Below are 18,617 nucleotides of genomic sequence, written 5' to 3'. Positions count from 1 at the left end.
AATCGTGTGGATCTTGGTCAATAACTGTGGACAAGCCAGCGGTTGTGAATATCCCCCTCACCCATACCGGTGACATCGCCGGAACTTCCACAGAGGAGCGCAACCACTACGCAGAGTGACCAGTTGAGGCAGTCGGACCGCAGCACCACTGAAGCCACAGGGAGGGCTCGATGAACGGAGAAGAGAGGACGAAATACGTCCGGACATGCGACGACCCCCGCCGGGGGGGAGAGCGGGGGTCGTCCCCACGGCCGACTCGGGGGGGGAGGAGTCGGACCGGGTTAGCACGGTCGCGAACGATCCGTGACTTCCATGGTGTACCCGAGAGCCCTCTCAGGCAAACCCACGCGCCACACCTTACGCCGAATGGTGGGCGCTTATGCTCTCGCTCGTGGAAAACCACTCGTCGCCCCGCACTGCGGCCTTCTTCGACCTGGACAAGACGGTCATTGCGAAGTCCAGCACGCTCACCTTCAGCAAGTCCTTCTACCAAGGCGGACTGATCAACCGCCGGGCGGTACTGCGTACCGCGTACGCCCAGTTCGTCTTCCTGGCGGGCGGGGCCGACCACGATCAGATGGAGCGCATGCGTCAGTACCTGTCAGCGCTGTGCCGCGGGTGGAACGTGCAGCAGGTGAAGGAGATCGTCGCCGAGACCCTGCACGACCTGATCGACCCGATCATCTACGACGAGGCCGCCTCTCTCATCGAGGAGCACCACACCGCCGGCCGCGACGTCGTGATCGTCTCCACCTCGGGCGCGGAGGTCGTCGAGCCCATCGGCGAACTGCTCGGGGCGGACAGGGTCGTGGCGACGCGGATGGTCGTCGGCGAGGACGGCTGCTTCACGGGCGAGGTGGAGTACTACGCGTACGGGCCCACCAAGGCTGAGGCGATCAAGGAGCTGGCCGCGTCGGAGGGGTACGACCTCGCGCGATGTTATGCGTACAGCGACTCGGTGACCGACGTACCCATGCTGGAGTCCGTCGGTCATCCATTTGCGGTCAACCCCGACCGCGCACTGCGCCGTGAGGCCATCGCGCGCCAGTGGCCGATTCTCGACTTCCACCGGCCCGTCCGGCTCAAGCAGCGGATCCCCGCGCTCAAGGTGCCCCCGCGCCCGGCTCTGGTCGCGATGGCCGCCGTCGGCGCCGCCGCGGCCACCGCGGGCCTCGTCTGGTACGCGAGCCGGCGTCGTACCGCGACGGTCTGACGGAATCGGCCGCCTGACCCGACCCGGTCACCCCGCGACTCCGAGCGGGGGCCACCACCAGCAAAGACGCCGCATTCGGCGCCCGAATTACCGTTGTTTGAACCTAAAAGTAAAGAAGTGCAGCGAATCGCTTCCGCTTGCCCTTGACCCTGGAGTAGAAAGGACTCAACGGCCCGCGAGACCAAGGCATATCCGGAAGGATCACTTGTAACGCAACCGAAGGCCCACGGACCGATGTATGAACACCGGGCACCCACGCGACGTCGACCCGTCGATTACGGGCCAGCCGCACCAGGTACGGGCAGAGTCCCCGGCCTGATGGGCAGATATCGAGGACGCTTGGTAACCGGGTGGACATACCAGCGGCGGTACGAACCCTCGTACCGCCGCAGCCCTGCTCCCAGTAGCCGGTCGACCTCAGCCCGTCGGCCTCACGCCGCCCCGCGCTGGAGCGCCTCGCAGACCGCCGTCGACTCCCTGACACCCAGCTCGACTGCGCGCCCGCAGTGCGCGATCCAGGCCGCCATCCCCTCCGCCGTACCGGACGCGTAGCCCTCGAGCGCTGCCACATACGCGGCCCGCCCCTGTTCCGCATGGCCGACCTCGGCCGGGCAGATGGACTTCGGGTCGAGGCCGCTGCCGACCAGCACGATACGCTCGGCCGCGCGCGCCACCAGCCCGTTGTGGGAGCCGAAGGGGCGCAGCGCCAGCAGTTCACCGTGCACCACGGCCGCGGTCACCAGCGCCGGGGCCTGGCTGCCCGTGATGATCAGCTGCGACAGTCCCTCCAGGCGGGCGGCCACCTCCTCCGCGTCCGGCAGCGGAAGACCGATCAGCGGTTCGTCGACCGGTTCACCGTCCTGCCGGGGTCGCCCGACCTCCTCGGACCGGCCGGCGGCCGCCACGAGGTGGAGGCGGGCCAGCACCCGCAGCGGCGACTGCCGCCAGATGGAGAGCAGTTGGCCCGCCTCTGCGGTCAGCCGCAGGGCCGCGCCGACGGTGCGCGCCTCCTCCTCGCCGCTGAAGTCGGTACGCCGACGCACCTCCTCGAGCGCCCAGTCGGCACCGGACAGCGCGGCCGATCCGCGTGCGCCGCGCAGCGCCGCCTCGGAGGTGATCTCGTTGCTACGGCGCCGCATGATCCTGTGTCCGTAGACCCGGTCCACCGCCCTGCGCACCGACTCCACGGACTCGGCGACGCCGGGCAGCGAGCCCAGGGCCGCGAGCGGGTCGGCTGACGCACCTGTCGTACTCATGAGTACGACCCTACGCGGCGGGCGATCTCCCACCACCACTGCTCCGATGAGCTTCTCACCACACCCGTATCCGGCCACGAAGGAGTGGTCTTGCCCCTCCCGGGTTGCCACGCTCCGAGATCGCGCCATTACGCTTGGCGAACATGAAGATCGCTTTCGTGGGTAAGGGCGGCAGCGGCAAGACCACGCTGTCCTCCCTCTTCATCCGTCATCTCGCCGCCACCGGCGCTCCGGTGCTCGCCGTCGACGCGGACATCAACCAGCACCTGGGCCCCGCGCTCGGGCTAGACGAGGCGGAGGCCGCCGCGCTGCCCGCGATGGGCGACCGGCTGCCGCTGATCAAGGACCATCTGCGCGGCACCAACCCGCGGATCTCCTCCGCCGAGACGATGATCAAGACGACACCGCCAGGCGCGGGCTCCCGGCTGCTGCGGGTGTGCGAGACCAATCCGGTGTACGAGGCGTGCGCCCGACCGGTGGAACTCGACGGCGCCGCCGTCCGTTTGATGGTCACCGGCCCCTTCACCGAAGCCGACCTCGGCGTCGCCTGCTACCACTCGAAGACGGGCGCGGTGGAGCTGTGCCTGAACCATCTGGTGGACGGCCGCGGAGAGTACGTGGTCGTCGACATGACGGCAGGCTCGGATTCCTTCGCGTCCGGCATGTTCACCCGCTTCGACATGACCTTCCTGGTGGCCGAGCCGACCCGCAAGGGAGTGTCCGTCTACCGCCAGTACAAGGAGTACGCACGGGACTTCGGCGTCGCGCTGAAGGTCGTCGGCAACAAGGTGCAGGGGCAGGACGACATCGATTTTCTGCGAGCGGAAGTGGGAGAGGACCTGCTGGTGACGGTCGGGCACTCGGACTGGGTGCGCGCCATGGAGAAGGGCCGCCCGCCCCGGTTCGAGCTCTTGGAGGACGCCAACCACCGCGCCCTGCAGGCGCTTCAGGCCGCGGCCGACGCGGCGTACGACGTTCGTGACTGGGACCGCTATACGCGCCAGATGGTGCACTTCCATCTGAAGAACGCACAGAGTTGGGGCAACGCGAGGACGGGAGCGGATCTGGCATCGCAGGTCGACCCCGGCTTCGTGCTGCGGGAGAGCCTCGACGGCTCGGAGGTCGGCGCCCCCCAGCCGGCATGACCGCCGGGTCGCCCGGGCCTCGGCGCCACGGCACCGGCCCGAGCGGCCCCGGGACGCCTCACTCCCGGGACGTCCCTAGCGCTGCCTGGACGCCGAAGTCCCGGATGCCGAAGCGCCGGACGCCGAAGTCCCGGAGGTCGAACCCCTGGGCGTCGAAGCGCCCGGTGCGCCCTTGGGGGCCGGTGAGGGTTCGGCGGCGAGGTAGGCGGCCCAGCCCGCCTTCGGGGCCTCGCCGACCTCCAGCCGGCGCAGCTTGTCGAGGACGGCCGGGTCCTGGGCGTCGAGCCAGTCGGCGAGCTGACGGAAGGAGACGCAGCGTACGTCCGGCTTGTTGCAGACACGCTCGATGGTCTCCTCGATGGCCCGCATATACGTGCCGCCGTTCCAGGACTCGAAGTGGTTGCCGATGATCAGCGGCGCGCGGTTGCCGTTGTAGGCGCGGTTGAAGCCCTGCAGTAGGCCGTCGCGCATCTGGTTGCCCCAGTACACACGCTTCGACGGGTCGCCCTGGGTCGAGGTACCCGACTGGTTGACCATGAAGTTGTAGTCCATGGTCAGCGTCTCGAAGGACCGCCCCGGGACCGGGACGAGCTGCATCGACAAATCCCACAGGCCGCCCTTCCGCTCGGGCCACACCTGGTTGTCGACGCCGCTGGTGTCGTAGCGGAAACCGAGCTCGCGGGCCGCCCGCCCGAAGTTCTGCTTGCCCTCCAGGCAGGGTGTGCGGGCGCCGATGAGCTCCTTGTCGTAGTCGAAGGGCAGCGGCGCCGTCGTCTTCAGGCCCGCATTCGTCTTCCACGACTTCACAAAGGACTTGGCCTGCCGGATCTCGTCCTTCCAGTCCTCCACCGACCACTCGCCGACGCCCCCTCCGCTGCCGCAGAAGTGGCCGTTGAAGTGCGTGCCGATCTCGTTGCCCTCGAGCCAGGCGCCGCGGAGCTGCTCCACAGTCGCCTTGATGCCCTCGCGGTCGTTGAAGCCGATGTCGGAGCGGCCGGGCGAGTGGTGCGGCGGCCGGTAGAGGTCGGCCTTCGCCTCGGGGAGCATGTACACGCCGCTGAGGAAGTACGTCATGGTGGCGTTGTTCTTCTTCGCCACCTTGCGGAAGTACGAGAACAGCTTCTGGCTGTCCTCGCCCGCGCCGTCCCACGAGAACACCACGAACTGCGGGGGCCTCTGACCGGACTTCAGGCGCTGCGGCTTCGCCAGATGCGGCTGCACTCCGGTGTACGCGGTCGAGCCGTCACCGATCAGGCGCACCGCACTCTTCGGCGCCGGAGCGGGAGCCACCGCCCCCTTCGGGCCCTTGGCACCCTCTTTCGCGCCCCCCTTGGCGCCGGTGGCGCCGCCGGAGCAGCCGGCGAGGGCTGCGGCGCAGGCCGCGGCGGTCGTGATCCCCGCGGCGATCCTCATGGTGACGGCCATCTTCCGCCCACCTTCTTCCTTCGAGTCGGGGCAGTACGTCGATGCGGAGCCGCGCGCCGAACCAGGGCAAAGCGTCGATCGAGGCGTTATGCCGGGAATGTCAACGGCGCGCTCAACCTCGCACGAGGCCGCGGGGGAATTAGTCCGACGAGCCGATAAAGGGGCACATTCACTCGCCGGAATGAAAAAGTGACCCTTTTGCCCCGATAATCGGGCGGCCGCCTTTACTCTGCATTACGGTTCGTTTACCAAGAGTTGAGAAATCCCGCCGCTGCAACGCCGTGACCCACGGCCGCGACCCACCCGGCAAAGGCCGGGCCCCTTGTTCCGCGACCGCGCCGCCCCGGAGGAGACGGGAAAAGATGTCAGCCTGCGTCCCCACTCGCACCGACGACTCATCACTCGCTACCGACGCCCATGGACCCCACAGCCCGCCCTCGAATCGGCACGGGAGGTTCCGGATCACCGGCGCCGACCTGTCCGCCTCGGTGGCCGTCTTCCTGATCGCCCTGCCGCTGTCGCTGGGCATCGCCCTCGCCACCGGAGCACCGCTCCAGGCGGGCCTCGTCGCCGCCGCGGTGGGCGGCCTCGTGGTCGGCCGGTTCGGCGGCGCACCGCTCCAGGTGAGCGGGCCCGCCGCCGGGCTCACCGTGGTGACCGCCGAGATCATCCACCGCTACGGATGGCGTACGGCCTGCGCCATCACCGTCCTCGCCGGCCTCGCCCAACTCGGCCTGGCCGTGCTCCGGGTGGCGCGCTCGGCGCTCGCCGTCAGCCCCGCCATCGTCCACGGCATGCTGGCCGGTATCGGCGTCACCATCGCCGTCGCCCAGCTGCACGTCGTGCTGGGCAGCACCCCGCAGAGTTCCGTGATCGACAACCTCCGGTCACTCCCCGGCCAGCTGGCCCAGCTGCATCCGGCCGCTCTCTCGGTGAGCCTGCTGACCCTGGCCGTTCTGCTGGCCTGGCCCCGGATTCCCGGGCGGGCAGGGCGTGCCGCCCGTAAGATCCCCGCCGCCCTCGCGGCGGTCGCGCTGGCCACAGCCGTGGCGGCCCTGGCCGGGCTGCGGCTGCCGAGGGTGGATCTGCCCTCATGGTCGAGCCATGCACTGCCGGAGCTGCCCGACGGACCCGTGCTGGGCATCGCGGCCGCCGTGCTGACCGTCACGCTCGTCGGCAGCGTCGAATCGCTGCTCTCGGCCGTCGCCGTGGACAAGCTGGCCTCGGCCCGCAAGGGGCCCCGCGTGCCGCGGGCGAACCTCGACAAGGAGCTGCGCGGCCAGGGCGCGGCCAACATCGTCTCGGGAGCGCTCGGCGGCCTGCCCGTCACCGGTGTCGCGGTGCGCAGTGCGGCGAACGTCCAGGCGGGCGCCGTCAGCCGCAACTCCACCATGCTGCACGGCCTGTGGGTCGTGGTGGCATCGCTCCTTCTCGTGCCGGTGCTCGACCTGATCCCGCTGGCCGCGCTGGCCGCGCTGGTCATGGCCGTCGGCGTCCAGATGGTCAGCATCAACCACATCCGTACGGTCACCCGCCACCGCGAGGTGCTGGTCTACGTGGTGACCACGGTCGGCGTGGTGTTCCTCGGCGTCCTGGAGGGCGTCGGAGTCGGCATCGCCGTCGCGGTCGCCGTCGCCCTGCACCGGCTGGCCCACACCCGCATCACCCACGAGCAGGACGCCTACGGCACCCACCACGTCCGGGTCCGCGGGCAGCTGACGTTCCTCGCCGTGCCCCGGCTCAGCCGGGCCCTGCACCTCGTGCCCCACGGCGCCCATGTCGTGGTCGAGCTGGACGGCTCGTTCATGGACCATGCCGCGTACGAATCGCTCCAGGACTGGCAGGACTCCCACCGGGCACACGGCGGATCGGTCGAGATGGCCGGCCGTGCCGGGATCGCGGCCTCCCCTGCTCATGGGGGCGGCTCCGCACGGGGCGGCGAGCGCGCTCAGCAGGATCACCCCGCTCGCAGGAGGTCGAGAGTGGCGGAGAAGGCGCGGGCCTGGGGAAGGCTCATGGAGCCCACGACCGCCTCGCACTCGTGCTGCCGCCCGTGGACGCCGTGGCACAACCACCACTGCGACCGGCCCCGGCCGCCGGAGGACGGTCTGCCCAGCGGTCACCAACTCGCCAGCGGGATCAGCGCCTTCCAGCGCAACACCGCTCCCTTGGTGCGCGGTGAGCTCGCCCGGCTGGCGCGCGAAGGACAGCGGCCCACCCAGCTGTTTCTGACCTGCGCCGACTCCCGGCTCGTCACCTCGATGATCACCTCGAGCGGCCCGGGCGACCTCTTCGTCGTACGCAATGTGGGCAATCTGGTGCCGCTGCCGGGCGAGGAGAGCGGTGACGACTCGGTTGCGGCAGCCATCGAGTACGCCGTGGATGTGCTGAAGGTGCAGTCGATCACTGTGTGCGGGCACTCCGGATGCGGTGCGATGCAGGCTCTTCTGCAGGCCCGGGATCAGTCCGAGGAGCAGGCCGGGGAGCAGGCCGAAGAGCATGCCGGGCAACAGCCCGCCGACTCCCGTCCGGAGCCGGCCGACAGTACGCAGACACCGCTCAGGCGCTGGCTGCGGCACGGGCTGCCCAGCCTGCGGCGCCTGGCGGACGCGGAGCGGCCCTGGGCGCGGCTGGCCGGACGGGAGCCGGCCGATGACGCCGAGAAGCTCTGCCTGACCAATGTCATGCAGCAGTTGGAACATCTGCGGGCGCACGAGTCGGTGGCTCGGCGGCTCGCGGACGGCACGCTCGAGCTGCACGGCATGTACTTCCATGTGGGCGAGGCCCAGGCGTATCTGCTCTCCGGCACCGCACCGGACGGCATGGTCTTCGACCAGGTAGGCGAGGTGTCGCTGCAGGACTCGCGCGCCTGAACTCTTCCCTGATCCCATCCGTGAGTAGGTATGACCCCGCGCCCGTGTGCGGGGTCATACCGGCGTAAAGGTCTAAACCAATGTTCAGCAGACCCTTGCACCCGTGGCCTCGGACTGATGAGCTATGGCCTGGGACACAACGGACACCCTTGGAAAGGGAGATGTCGTGAGCAACGAAAGCCTGGCCAACCTGCTTCGTGAGGAGCGGAGGTTCGCGCCGCCCGCCGACCTGGCCGCGCACGCCAACGTCACCGCGGAGGCGTATGAACAGGCCAAGGCTGACCGGCTCGGTTTCTGGGCCGCGCAGGCACGTCGGCTGACCTGGGCCAAGGAGCCGACCGAGACGCTGGACTGGTCGAACCCGCCGTTCGCCAAGTGGTTCGCGGACGGCAAGCTCAATGTCGCGTACAACTGCGTGGACCGCCATGTCGAGGCGGGCCTCGGCGACCGTGTCGCGATCCACTTCGAGGGCGAGCCGGGCGACAGCCGGGCCATCACCTACGCCGAGCTGAAGGACGAGGTCTCCAAGGCCGCGAACGCCCTGACCTCGCTCGGTGTGCAGAAGGGCGACCGGGTCGCCGTCTATATGCCGATGATCCCGGAGACCGCGATCGCCATGCTGGCCTGCGCCCGCATCGGCGCCGCGCACTCGGTCGTCTTCGGCGGCTTCTCGGCCGACGCGCTGGCCACCCGTATCGAGGACGCCGACGCCAAGGTCGTCATCACCTCCGACGGCGGCTACCGGCGTGGCAAGCCGGCGGCGCTCAAGCCCGCCGTGGACGACGCCATCGCGCGTGTGGACCGCGTCGAGCACGTCTTGGTGGTGCGCCGAACCGGCCAAGACGTGGCCTGGACCGAGGGCCGCGACGTGTGGTGGCACGAGCTGGTCGAGGAGCAGTCGGCCGAGCACACCCCGGAGGCCTTCGACGCCGAGCACCCGCTGTTCATCCTGTACACGTCCGGTACGACGGGTAAGCCGAAGGGCATCCTGCACACCTCCGGCGGCTACCTCACGCAGGCCGCGTACACGCACGACGCGGTCTTCGACCTCAAGCCCGAGACGGACGTCTACTGGTGCACCGCGGACGTCGGCTGGGTCACCGGCCACTCGTACATCGTCTACGGGCCGCTGGCGAACGGCGCGACGCAGGTCATGTACGAGGGCACGCCCGACACCCCGCACCAGGGGCGCTTCTGGGAGATCGTGCAGAAGTACGGGGTGACCATCCTGTACACGGCGCCGACGGCCATCCGTACGTTCATGAAGTGGGGCGACGACATCCCCGCGAAGTTCGACCTGAGCAGCCTGCGCATCCTGGGGTCGGTCGGTGAGCCGATCAACCCGGAGGCGTGGATCTGGTACCGGAAGCACATCGGTGCCGACAGGACCCCGATCGTGGACACCTGGTGGCAGACCGAGACCGGCGCGATGATGATCTCGCCGCTGCCGGGCGTCACCGAGACCAAGCCGGGCTCCGCCCAGACGCCGCTGCCCGGCATCTCCGCGACCGTCGTCGACGACGAGGCGAACGAGGTGCCCAACGGCGGAGGCGGCTACCTCGTCCTGACCGAGCCGTGGCCGTCGATGCTGCGCACCATCTGGGGCGACGACCAGCGGTTCATCGACACCTACTGGTCCCGTTTCGAGGGCAAGTACTTCGCCGGCGACGGCGCCAAGAAGGACGAGGACGGCGACATCTGGCTGCTCGGCCGGGTCGACGACGTGATGCTGGTCTCCGGACACAACATCTCGACCACCGAGGTGGAGTCGGCGCTGGTCTCGCACCCGTCGGTGGCCGAGGCCGCGGTCGTGGGCGCGGCGGACGAGACGACCGGCCAGGCCATCGTCGCGTTCGTGATCCTGCGGGGTACGGCAGCGGAGACCGCCGACCTGGTCGGCGAGCTGCGGAACCACGTCGGCTCCACGCTGGGCCCGATCGCCAAGCCGAAGCGGATCCTGCCGGTGGCCGAGCTGCCGAAGACCCGCTCCGGCAAGATCATGCGGCGGCTGCTGCGCGATGTCGCCGAGAACCGTCAGCTGGGAGATGTCACGACGCTCACGGACTCGTCCGTCATGGAGCTGATCCAGTCGAAGCTCCCGGCTGCGTCGAGCGAGGACTGAGGCCCCATCGAGGTCTGGGAAGGGCACCTGGCAGCGCGCTGGGTGCCCTTTCGCACGTCATCGCACATCGCACGTCACATGAAGATCATCAGGTAGGCCTTGCGGTCACCCGGTAGGGTGGTTCTCGCGTCAGGAACGCGTAAACGATCACGTAACGATCGTGTCAGGGTGCGCCGGGAAGTCTGGTCGGCAACGCAGCACAGCATGCCGTTTTGCCGAACACGACCAGGAGGTCCGCCCGTGGCCCCGCCCGCACCCTCCAAGAGCCGCAAGGTACTGGGCCGCCTGTCCCTCCCCGAGCGGAACTACGTCGCGGACGCCCTGCGCACCGAAACCCTCGGCGGCGTCATCCTGCTCGTCGCCGCCGTCGCCGCGCTGATCTGGGCGAACACCCCGCTCCACGGCAGCTACGACGCCGTGCGCGACTTCCATGTCGGACCCGCCGCACTCGGCCTGGACCTCTCCCTTGAGCACTGGGCCGCCGACGGGCTGCTCGCCGTCTTCTTCTTCGTCGCCGGTATCGAGCTCAAACGGGAACTCGTCGCGGGCGATCTGCGCGACCCCAAGGCCGCGGTGCTCCCGGTCGTCGCCGCGATCTGCGGTATGGCCGTACCCGCGCTCGTCTACACGCTGGTCAACACTGTCGGCGGCGGTTCACTCGAAGGATGGGCCGTGCCGATGGCGACCGACATCGCCTTCGCGCTCGCCGTCCTCGCCGTCATCGGCACCTCATTGCCGTCCGCGCTGCGCGCGTTCCTGCTCACGCTGGCCGTCGTCGACGACCTCTTCGCGATCCTGATCATCGCCGTGTTCTTCACCAGCGACCTGAACTTCGCGGCTCTCGGCGGCGCCGTCGCCGGCCTCGCCGTGTTCTGGCTGCTGCTGCGCAAGAACGTGCGGGGCTGGTACGTCTACGTGCCGCTGGCCCTGGTCGTCTGGGGGCTGATGTACAACAGCGGCGTCCACGCCACCATCGCGGGCGTCGCCATGGGCCTGATGCTGCGCTGCACACGCCGCGAGGGCGAGCAGCAGTCCCCCGGTGAGCGCATCGAGCACCTCGTACGTCCCCTCTCGGCGGGCCTCGCCGTGCCGCTGTTCGCGCTGCTCAGCGCCGGTGTGGCGGTCTCCGGCGGGGCTCTCGGGGAGGTCTTCACGCGGCCCGAGGCGCTGGGTGTGGTGCTGGGCCTGGTCGTCGGCAAGGCGGTGGGCATCTTCGGCGGCACCTGGCTGACGGCCCGGTTCACCAGGGCTTCGCTCAGCGAGGATCTCGTATGGCCCGATGTCTTCGCGGTGGCGTCCCTCGCGGGCATCGGCTTCACCGTCTCGCTGCTGATCGACGAGCTCGCCTTCGCCGAGGACCCGGCGCTGTCGGACGTGGTCAAGGCCGCCGTCCTCACGGGCTCCGTCATAGCGGCCCTCGTCTCAGGCGTACTGCTCAAGATCCGCAACGCCAAGTATCGAAGGCTTTGCGAGGACGAGGAGCGCGACGAGGACCTCGACGGCATCCCCGACGTCTACGAGCTGCACGACCCCGAGTACCACCTGCGCATGGCGCGGATCTACGAAGAGAAGGCCGCCGAACACCGCAGGCGTGCGGAAGCTGCGTCCGGGGCAGGCGGCCGGGACGACCGTCCGGCATGATCTGACACCAGAGGCGCAATACGCATGTGCAGTACGCACTCCCCCAGCCACCGCTGGGGGGACCCGCAGGTGTCAGACCCGCAGAAGAGAAGAGGGAGACCGCGATGAGCGCACCCGACGGCCCTGTCGGCACCGACCGCAGCATCGGCCAGCTGTTCGCCTCGGCGACCAGCGAGATGTCCGCGCTGGTGCACGACGAGATCGCGCTGGCCAAGGCCCAGCTGCGCCAGGACGTCAAGCGCGGTGCGGTCGGCGGCGGAGCGTTCGCGACGGCGGGCGCGGTGCTGATCTTCTCCCTGCCGATGCTGAGCTTCGCCCTGGCGTACGGCATCAACGCGTGGAGCGGCTGGCATCTGTCGGTCTGCTTCCTGCTGTCCTTCGCCGCGAACGTACTGGTGGCCGGCCTCCTTGCGCTGATCGGAACGGTGTTCGCGAAGAAGGCCAAGAAGGGCGGCGGCCCGCAGAAGGCCGTCGCCTCCGCCAAGGAGACGGCCGCGGTCCTGCAGAAGGCCAAGCCGCATCCGCGTGCCGCGGTGCCCGCCTCCTCCCGGCTCGGCCTGCCGGAAGGCGTCGGCGGCAAGGCCGAGGCTGTGGCACGCTCGTCCTCATGACGGACCCCTCCGCCCCCTCGGCCCATCCGGCGCAGCCTGCTTCAGTCGTACGCATCGACGTCCCCGGCGGGAAAAAGGTGACGCACCGGGACGTCGCCGCCAACGGCGCGCGCTTCCACATCGCCGAACTGGGCGACGGGCCGCTGGTCCTGCTGCTGCACGGATTCCCGCAGTTCTGGTGGGCCTGGCGGCATCAGATGGTCGCGCTCGCGGACGCGGGCTTCCGCGCGGTCGCGATGGACCTGCGCGGCGTGGGCGGCAGCGACCGGACCCCCCGCGGCTACGACCCCGCGAACCTCGCGCTCGACATCACGGGAGTCGTACGGTCCCTCGGCGAGCCCGACGCGGCGCTGGTGGGCCACGACCTCGGCGGCTATCTCGCATGGACGGCGGCCGTGATGCGCCCCAAGCTGGTGCGCCGGCTCGCCGTCTCCTCGATGCCGCATCCGCGGCGCTGGCGCTCGGCGATGCTCTCCGACGCCCGGCAGACCGCCGCGGGCTCCTACATCTGGGGCTTCCAGCGGCCGTGGCTGCCCGAGCGCCGGCTGGTCGCGGACGGCGGCGCCCTGACGGGCCGGCTGATCCGGGACTGGTCCGGTCCGCGGCTGCCGGAGGACGAGGCGGTGGAGACGTACCAGAGGGCGATGTGCATCCCCTCGACGGCGCACTGCTCGATCGAGCCGTACCGGTGGATGGTCCGCTCCATGGCGCGGCCCGACGGCATCCAGTTCAACCGCCGTATGAAGCGGCCGGTGCGGGTGCCGACGCTCCATCTGCACGGCTCCCTCGATCCGGTGATGCGTACGCGCAGCGCGGCGGGTTCAGGCGAGTACGTGGAAGCCCCGTACCGCTGGCGGCTGTTCGACGGCCTGGGCCACTTCCCGCATGAGGAGGATCCGGTGGCGTTCTCGGCCGAGCTGGTCAACTGGCTGAAGGACCCGGAGCCCGACCGCTGACGGTGTGTGCCGGGCCTGTGGCTGGCCTCTTCCGGCGACTGTCCGAGTGACCGTTAATCGGACGGGAACGCCAGTCCTTCGAACGCCAAATGCCTGCCGCATAGGCCAATTGGGGGCCCGGCACGCGGTTACCGACCTTGAGGCACGGGCAGACCTCGGGGTATGGGCTGGACGCACGACTACAGTGACGCAGCACGCAACCGCCGCTCGGCCACGGGGCTGAGCCGTCATCAGGAGGGTGGCCCGCAGCATGCGGGCCCGGACGATTCCTCCCAGGCGATCGGCATTCCCCGCATTCTCCGCCGCAGGGCCCGCTGGGTCTCGGCGCGGCTGCGGCACACGCGCGGCTAGCCGCGGCGGCATACGCGCGGCTCTCGGTTCCTCCGGCGTCCCTCCGGACGTACGCGCGCCCTCCACAGGCACGACCCTGCTGCAGGCGCACCGTGGCCCCCGTGGCCGCAGGCACACCCCTGCTGCGAGCAGGCGCCTGCTACGGGCCCGTGCCTGTTACAGGGCGCACCCGTCGCTGTCGACCTGCTGGTTCGCGGTGCGGCCACGGTTGACGTCCTGGCGCACCTCGTCCGCAGTGAGCGCGTACCCCGTGTCGGGATCGTCGAGCGACTTGGCGAAGACCACGCCGTAGACCTTGCCGTCGGGGGTGAGCAGCGGGCCGCCGGAGTTGCCCTGGCGCACCGTCGCGTAGAGCGAGTACACATCGCGGCTCACCGTGCCGCGGTGGTAGATGTCCGGGCCGTTGGCCGGGATGCGCGCGCGCACGCGGGCGGGCCGCACGTCGTACGAGCCGTTCTCCGGGAAACCGGCGACGATCGCGCTGCTGCCGCTGGTGGCGTCGGTGGAGGCGAACTTCAGTGCGGGCGCGTTGAGGTTCGGTACGTCCAGTACGGCGATGTCCCGCTGCCAGTCGTAGAGCACGACTGTGGCGTCGTAGAGCTTGCCCTTGCCGCCTATCTGCACCGTGGGCTCGTCCACGCCGCCCACCACATGGGCGTTGGTCATGACCCGGCGGTCGCTGAAGACGAAGCCCGTGCCTTCGAGGACCTTGCCGCAGCTCTCCGCGGTGCCGACGACCTTGACGATGGAGCGCTGGGCGCGGGTGGCCACGGGGCTGTTGGCGAGCGCCGGGTCGGGGGCCTGCACCTCGGTGATGGGCTCGTTCGAGAACGGGCTGAACACCTGCGGGAAGCCGTTCTGCGCGAGGGCCGAGGAGAAGTCCGCGAACCAGGTGTTCGCCTGCTCGGGCAACGCCTGGGAAACGCCCTGCAGCACCTTGGAGTTGCGCACTTCCTTGCCGAGCGTCGGCAGTGTCGTGCCGGCGAGGGCCGAGCCGATGAGCCAGGCCACCAACAGCATCGCCACCACGTTCACCAGGGCGCCGCCCGTGGCGTCCAGGGCGCGGGCCGGGGACCACGTGATGTACCGGCGGAGCTTGTTGCCGAGGTGCGTGGTGAAGGCCTGGCCGACGGAGGCGCAGACGATGACCACGACGACCGCGACGACGGCGGCCGTGGTGGTCACCTGGGCACCGTCCGTCACCTTGTCCCAGAGGACGGGCAGGAGATACACGGCGACGAGACCGCCGCCGAGGAAGCCGATCACCGACAGGATGCCGACGACGAACCCCTGGCGGTAGCCCACGATCGCGAACCACACAGCGGCGACCAGCAACAGGATGTCCAGCACGTTCACCGATTCAAGCCTCGCCTCGCATTGCGGCCGCCGTCTCCTGGCCGGGGCTCCCGAGGGCCCGCGGCGGAGCTGCCGATGTCAGGTCCCCGGGATCACACATCACGTACGCCACCCTGTCATGCACGCCAGTCGAGCGGGACCTGCTTGTCGGCGTCCCAAGGCCGCTCCCAGCCCGAGTAGTGGAGGAGCCGGTCGATCACCCCCGCGGTGAAACCCCAGACCAGGGCCGATGCGACAAGGAACGCGGGGCCTCGGTGACCGCTCGGGTGCACTGTGGTCGCACGGTTGTCCGGGTCCGTGAGATCCGCCACGGGGACCGTGAAGACACGGGCCGTCTCCGCCGGGTCGACGACGCCGACAGGGGACGGCTCGCGCCACCAGCCCAGTACGGGGGTGACGACGAATCGGCTCACCGGGATGTACAGCTTCGGCAGCACGCCGAAGAGCTGGACGCCGCGCGGGTCGAGCCCCGTCTCCTCCTCGGCCTCGCGCAGGGCGGCGCGCAGCGGCCCCACGGTCGCCGGGTCGCCGTCCTCCGGGTCCAGGGCGCCGCCGGGGAACGACGGCTGCCCGGCATGCGATCTCAGGGAGCCGGCCCGCTCCATCAGCAGCAGTTCCGGGCCGCGCTCGCCCTCGCCCTCGCCGAACAGGATCAGTACGGCCGACTGGCGGCCCGCGCCGTTCTCCGGCGGCAGAAAGCGGCTGAGCTGCCGCGGCTCGACCGACTCGGCGGCGCGCACCACGGGGGCCAGCCACTCGGGCAGGCCCTCGGTGCTCACCGCCGGCGGGCCGTCCTGATCCCAGGCCCTGCTGGTGTGCATATGGCTAGCGTGCGTCATCGCCACCCCCGTCCCTCTGAGCACAACGCCTGCGCGCATGCGGATGGTTCCACCGGGCGGCGTGCCGATGGGCCGACCGGTCGGCCCGTCAGCGAGAGCTCGCCCGCCGTTGGGCCGGTCGCCTGGCTCGCCCGTGAGCCGGGCAGCGGGCCGGTCGGCCGGCTCCTGGATTGGTCCGTCAGCCGGCTCGTCGGTCGTTCCGCCGGGCGGGACGGCCGACGGGACACCGAAACAACCGGCTGGCTCGCCGAGGGCACGGTCGGGCGGCTCGCCCAGGGACCGGCCGGCTCGCCCGCCGATGGCCCCACGGATCGAAGCGCCTGTGGCTTCGGCGGCCAGTGGTTCACCGAGGGCTCCGCCCACGGCGGCACGGACGTTCCCGTCGGTGCCACGGACGGCACCGCCAGGCGCCGCTCCGACGGCCTGGCTGGAGGGCTCGCCGGTCGTTCCGCCGGCCCGGTCGCGAATGACTCAGTCGGCATGGTCGCGGACGGCGCGGCTGACCCGGGGGCGGACGACCCAGCCGACGTAGGCGCGGGCAGCCCCGCCGACCTAGGCGCGGACGGCCCCGCCAGCCTGGTCGCGGATGCCCCCACCGACCAGATCGCGGACGGCCCCGCCGACCAGACCGCGGACGGCCCGGCCGACCGGGTCGCGGGCAGCCCCGCCGGCCCCCTCACCCGGCCCCCAGGGGTGGCGCGGGCCGGCCCGGATAGTTCGGTGGCGGCTTGAGGCGCTGGCCCGGCATGCCGCCCTTCTCGTACTTCAGGAGCTTCTTCGCCTTCTCCGGGTCCGTCTCGCCCTCGCCGTACGCCGGGCAGAGCGGGGCGATGGGGCAGGCACCGCAGGCCGGCTTGCGGGAGTGGCAGATGCGCCGGCCGTGGAAGATCACGCGGTGCGAGAGCATCGTCCACTCGCTCTTCGGGAACAGCGCGCCGACGGCCGCCTCGACCTTGTCCGGGTCCGTCTCGTCGGTCCACTTCCAGCGGCGGACGAGCCGGCCGAAATGGGTGTCGACGGTCAGCCCCGGGACGCCGAAGGCGTTGCCGAGCACGACGAAGGCCGTCTTGCGGCCCACACCCGGGAGCTTCACCAAGTCCTCGAGCCTGCCGGGGACTTCGCCGTCGAACTCGTCCCGCAGGGTTTTCGCGATACCCATGATCGACTTGGTCTTGGCGCGGAAGAACCCCGTCGGCCGGATGAGTTCCTCGACCTCTTCGGGATTGGCCGCGGCCAGGTCCTCCGGGGTCGGGTACTTGGCGAAGAGGGCGGGCGTGGTCTGGTTCACCCGCAGGTCCGTGGTCTGGGCAGAGAGCACGGTGGCGAGCAGAAGCTGGAAGGGGTTCTCGAAGTCCAGCTCGGGGTGGGCGTACGGATAGACGTCGGCGAGCTCGCGGTTGATTCGGCGGGCACGGCGGACGAGCGCGGTACGGGACTCTGGCTTGGCGGTGGCCTTGGCCGCGCGAGCACTCTCGGCGAGGGCCGCCTGCGCGGGAACGGCCTCCACGGGAGCGCTCTTGGCGCGCGTCGCCTTCTTGGCGGGCGCCGCTTGCTTTCCGGCCGCCGCCTTCTTCGCGGCCACCGCCTTCTTCGCAGCCACCGTCTTCTTCGCGCCCGCCGCCTTGGCAGGTGCCGCCTTCTTCGCAGGCGCCGTCTTCTTCGCGCCGCCCGTCACCTTCTTCGCCGCGGCTCCCGTCGCCTTCTTCTCAGCCCCGGCCCTGGTCGGGGCCGGCCGCCCGGTGGCCGCCTCACCTGGTGTCGAATTTGTCGCTTTTGTCGCATTCTCAGGCTCGGCGGCAACCTGTTCGCCCATAGCGGAATTACGGCGTACAGCCACCAGCCCAGCCCCCTTGGCCCGTGCTCTCACTGGCGTTTTGGACACCCGACCAGCCTAAAGCCAGCAACTGACATCCGCCCCGGACCCACGGGATCGGCCCCCGATTGGCCCCCTCCCGCACAGCTTGCGACGCCGGTGCGGCAGACTTGTGACTGATCACACTGTTTGGACCGTCCGGCAAAATGGGGAACACGGTCCCCTGGTACACGGGGGAGCAAGATCCCCTGAGCAGGTCGACAAGGAGAGAACTCGTGGACGACGTTCTGCGGCGCGCCCCGCTCTTCGCGGCGCTCGATGACGAGCAGGCCGCGGAGCTCCGCGCCTCCATGAGTGAGGTGACCCTCGCCCGCGGTGACTCGCTGTTCCACGAGGGCGACCCCGGTGACCGCCTGTACGTGGTCATGGAAGGCAAGGTCAAGCTCCACCGCACGTCCCCCGACGGCCGCGAGAACATGCTGGCCGTCCTTGGCCCCGGCGAGCTCATCGGCGAACTGTCGCTGTTCGACCCGGGCCCGCGTACGGCCACCGCCACGGCCCTCACCGAGGTCAAGCTCCTCGGCCTCGGCCACGGCGACCTGCAGCCGTGGCTCAACGCACGCCCCGAGGTGGCCGCCGCCCTGCTGCGCGCCGTCGCCCGGCGCCTGCGCAAGACCAACGACCAGATGTCCGACCTGGTCTTCTCCGACGTCCCGGGCCGTGTCGCCCGAGCGCTCCTGGACCTGTCGCGCCGCTTCGGCGTGCAGTCCGAGGAGGGCATCCACGTCGTGCACGACCTGACGCAGGAGGAGCTCGCCCAGCTGGTCGGCGCTTCGCGCGAGACGGTCAACAAGGCTCTCGCGGACTTCGCGGGCCGCGGCTGGCTCCGCCTGGAAGCCCGTGCCGTGATCCTGCTGGACGTGGAGCGGCTCGCCAAGCGGTCGCGCTGACGCACGGTCGTCCCCACGACATCACGGCGACGGGGTCCCGCCCACGGTTGGGCGGGACCCCGTCGT

Annotated in this window: 15 protein-coding genes; 10 read left to right on the top strand and 5 right to left on the bottom strand. The window is 70.2% G+C overall.

The features are described from left to right. Positions 1-379 precede the first annotated feature (379 nt). Positions 380-1,213 (top strand): HAD family hydrolase, encoded by an 834-nt coding sequence (locus ABT009_RS11135; RefSeq protein WP_351291950.1) that lies wholly within the window; start codon positions 380-382, stop codon positions 1,211-1,213. A gap of 431 nt (positions 1,214-1,644) precedes the next feature. Here ABT009_RS11135 and ABT009_RS11130 read toward each other — a convergent pair whose 3' ends face one another. Continuing rightward, positions 1,645-2,469, bottom strand: a complete 825-nt coding sequence (locus ABT009_RS11130; protein ID WP_351291948.1) for a Fic family protein — start codon at positions 2,467-2,469, stop codon at positions 1,645-1,647. Positions 2,470-2,612: 143 nt separating this feature from the next. On the opposite strand from ABT009_RS11130, the gene ABT009_RS11125 reads away from it, so the two are divergent. Next, positions 2,613-3,614, top strand: coding sequence for an ATP-binding protein (locus ABT009_RS11125; RefSeq protein ID WP_351291946.1), 1,002 nt, complete (start codon positions 2,613-2,615; stop codon positions 3,612-3,614). 75 nt (positions 3,615-3,689) lie between these two features. Here ABT009_RS11125 and ABT009_RS11120 read toward each other — a convergent pair whose 3' ends face one another. After that, the gene (locus tag ABT009_RS11120) at positions 3,690-5,039 is read right to left on the bottom strand and encodes a polysaccharide deacetylase family protein (RefSeq protein ID WP_351291944.1); all 1,350 of its coding nucleotides are present in this window, start codon (positions 5,037-5,039) and stop codon (positions 3,690-3,692) included. A gap of 362 nt (positions 5,040-5,401) precedes the next feature. Between ABT009_RS11120 and ABT009_RS11115 the strand changes: the two genes are divergently transcribed. From ABT009_RS11115 to ABT009_RS11090, 6 genes are all read left to right on the top strand, one after another. Continuing rightward, positions 5,402-7,912 (top strand): bifunctional SulP family inorganic anion transporter/carbonic anhydrase, encoded by a 2,511-nt coding sequence (locus tag ABT009_RS11115; protein WP_351291942.1) that lies wholly within the window; start codon positions 5,402-5,404, stop codon positions 7,910-7,912. A 124-nt stretch (positions 7,913-8,036) separates the two neighbouring features. Further along, a complete protein-coding gene (gene acs / locus ABT009_RS11110) occupies positions 8,037-10,034 on the top strand; it encodes an acetate--CoA ligase (protein WP_351291940.1) in 1,998 nt (665 codons plus the stop codon). A 204-nt stretch (positions 10,035-10,238) separates the two neighbouring features. After that, positions 10,239-11,675, top strand: coding sequence for a Na+/H+ antiporter NhaA (gene nhaA / locus ABT009_RS11105; RefSeq protein WP_502989845.1), 1,437 nt, complete (start codon positions 10,239-10,241; stop codon positions 11,673-11,675). 104 nt (positions 11,676-11,779) lie between these two features. Further along, positions 11,780-12,286 (top strand): phage holin family protein, encoded by a 507-nt coding sequence (locus ABT009_RS11100; RefSeq protein WP_351291936.1) that lies wholly within the window; start codon positions 11,780-11,782, stop codon positions 12,284-12,286. Beyond that, the gene (locus tag ABT009_RS11095) at positions 12,283-13,242 is read left to right on the top strand and encodes an alpha/beta fold hydrolase (RefSeq protein ID WP_351291934.1); all 960 of its coding nucleotides are present in this window, start codon (positions 12,283-12,285) and stop codon (positions 13,240-13,242) included. The genes ABT009_RS11100 and ABT009_RS11095 overlap by 4 nt, the downstream gene beginning before the upstream one ends. Positions 13,243-13,404: 162 nt before the next feature. Beyond that, positions 13,405-13,593, top strand: a complete 189-nt coding sequence (locus ABT009_RS11090) for a hypothetical protein (protein WP_351291932.1) — start codon at positions 13,405-13,407, stop codon at positions 13,591-13,593. Between the two features lie 156 nt (positions 13,594-13,749). Here the strand turns inward: ABT009_RS11090 and ABT009_RS11085 are convergent, their stop codons facing one another. After that, complete coding sequence (locus ABT009_RS11085; protein ID WP_351291930.1) at positions 13,750-14,949, bottom strand: MarP family serine protease; 1,200 nt, start codon at positions 14,947-14,949, stop codon at positions 13,750-13,752. A gap of 116 nt (positions 14,950-15,065) precedes the next feature. Further along, entirely contained in the window at positions 15,066-15,770 is a 705-nt protein-coding gene (locus ABT009_RS11080) for an NUDIX hydrolase (protein ID WP_351291928.1), read from the bottom strand. Between ABT009_RS11080 and ABT009_RS11075 the strand changes: the two genes are divergently transcribed. Continuing rightward, on the top strand, positions 15,771-16,520 hold the full coding sequence (locus tag ABT009_RS11075) for a hypothetical protein (protein ID WP_351291926.1): 750 nt from the start codon (positions 15,771-15,773) through the stop codon (positions 16,518-16,520). Here the strand turns inward: ABT009_RS11075 and nth are convergent. After that, positions 16,465-17,601 carry an endonuclease III gene (gene nth / locus ABT009_RS11070; protein WP_351291924.1) on the bottom strand — a complete coding sequence of 379 codons (1,137 nt, stop codon included), beginning with the start codon at positions 17,599-17,601 and terminating at the stop codon, positions 16,465-16,467. The two genes, ABT009_RS11075 and nth, sit on opposite strands and share 56 nt — an antisense overlap. Before the next feature lie 275 nt (positions 17,602-17,876). Here nth and ABT009_RS11065 point away from each other — a divergent pair, with 275 nt between their 5' ends. After that, positions 17,877-18,551, top strand: a complete 675-nt coding sequence (locus ABT009_RS11065; protein WP_030573597.1) for a Crp/Fnr family transcriptional regulator — start codon at positions 17,877-17,879, stop codon at positions 18,549-18,551. Positions 18,552-18,617 lie beyond the last annotated feature (66 nt).

Origin of the sequence: Streptomyces sp. NPDC002896, from assembly GCF_040295225.1 — a bacterium.
Lineage (GTDB): Bacteria > Actinomycetota > Actinomycetes > Streptomycetales > Streptomycetaceae > Streptomyces.
This window is presented reverse-complemented; position numbering and strand designations above follow the sequence as displayed.

Coding starts and splice junctions, on each gene's coding strand:
- ABT009_RS11135 (WP_351291950.1), top strand. CDS start 380: ATGCTCTCGCTCGTGGAAAACCACTCGTCGCCCCGCACTGCGGCCTTC.
- ABT009_RS11130 (WP_351291948.1), bottom strand. CDS start 2,469: ATGAGTACGACAGGTGCGTCAGCCGACCCGCTCGCGGCCCTGGGCTCG.
- ABT009_RS11125 (WP_351291946.1), top strand. CDS start 2,613: ATGAAGATCGCTTTCGTGGGTAAGGGCGGCAGCGGCAAGACCACGCTG.
- ABT009_RS11120 (WP_351291944.1), bottom strand. CDS start 5,039: ATGGCCGTCACCATGAGGATCGCCGCGGGGATCACGACCGCCGCGGCC.
- ABT009_RS11115 (WP_351291942.1), top strand. CDS start 5,402: ATGTCAGCCTGCGTCCCCACTCGCACCGACGACTCATCACTCGCTACC.
- acs (WP_351291940.1), top strand. CDS start 8,037: ATGGCCTGGGACACAACGGACACCCTTGGAAAGGGAGATGTCGTGAGC.
- nhaA (WP_502989845.1), top strand. CDS start 10,239: ATGCCGTTTTGCCGAACACGACCAGGAGGTCCGCCCGTGGCCCCGCCC.
- ABT009_RS11100 (WP_351291936.1), top strand. CDS start 11,780: ATGAGCGCACCCGACGGCCCTGTCGGCACCGACCGCAGCATCGGCCAG.
- ABT009_RS11095 (WP_351291934.1), top strand. CDS start 12,283: ATGACGGACCCCTCCGCCCCCTCGGCCCATCCGGCGCAGCCTGCTTCA.
- ABT009_RS11090 (WP_351291932.1), top strand. CDS start 13,405: ATGGGCTGGACGCACGACTACAGTGACGCAGCACGCAACCGCCGCTCG.
- ABT009_RS11080 (WP_351291928.1), bottom strand. CDS start 15,770: ATGCACACCAGCAGGGCCTGGGATCAGGACGGCCCGCCGGCGGTGAGC.
- ABT009_RS11075 (WP_351291926.1), top strand. CDS start 15,771: ATGGCTAGCGTGCGTCATCGCCACCCCCGTCCCTCTGAGCACAACGCC.
- nth (WP_351291924.1), bottom strand. CDS start 17,601: ATGGGCGAACAGGTTGCCGCCGAGCCTGAGAATGCGACAAAAGCGACA.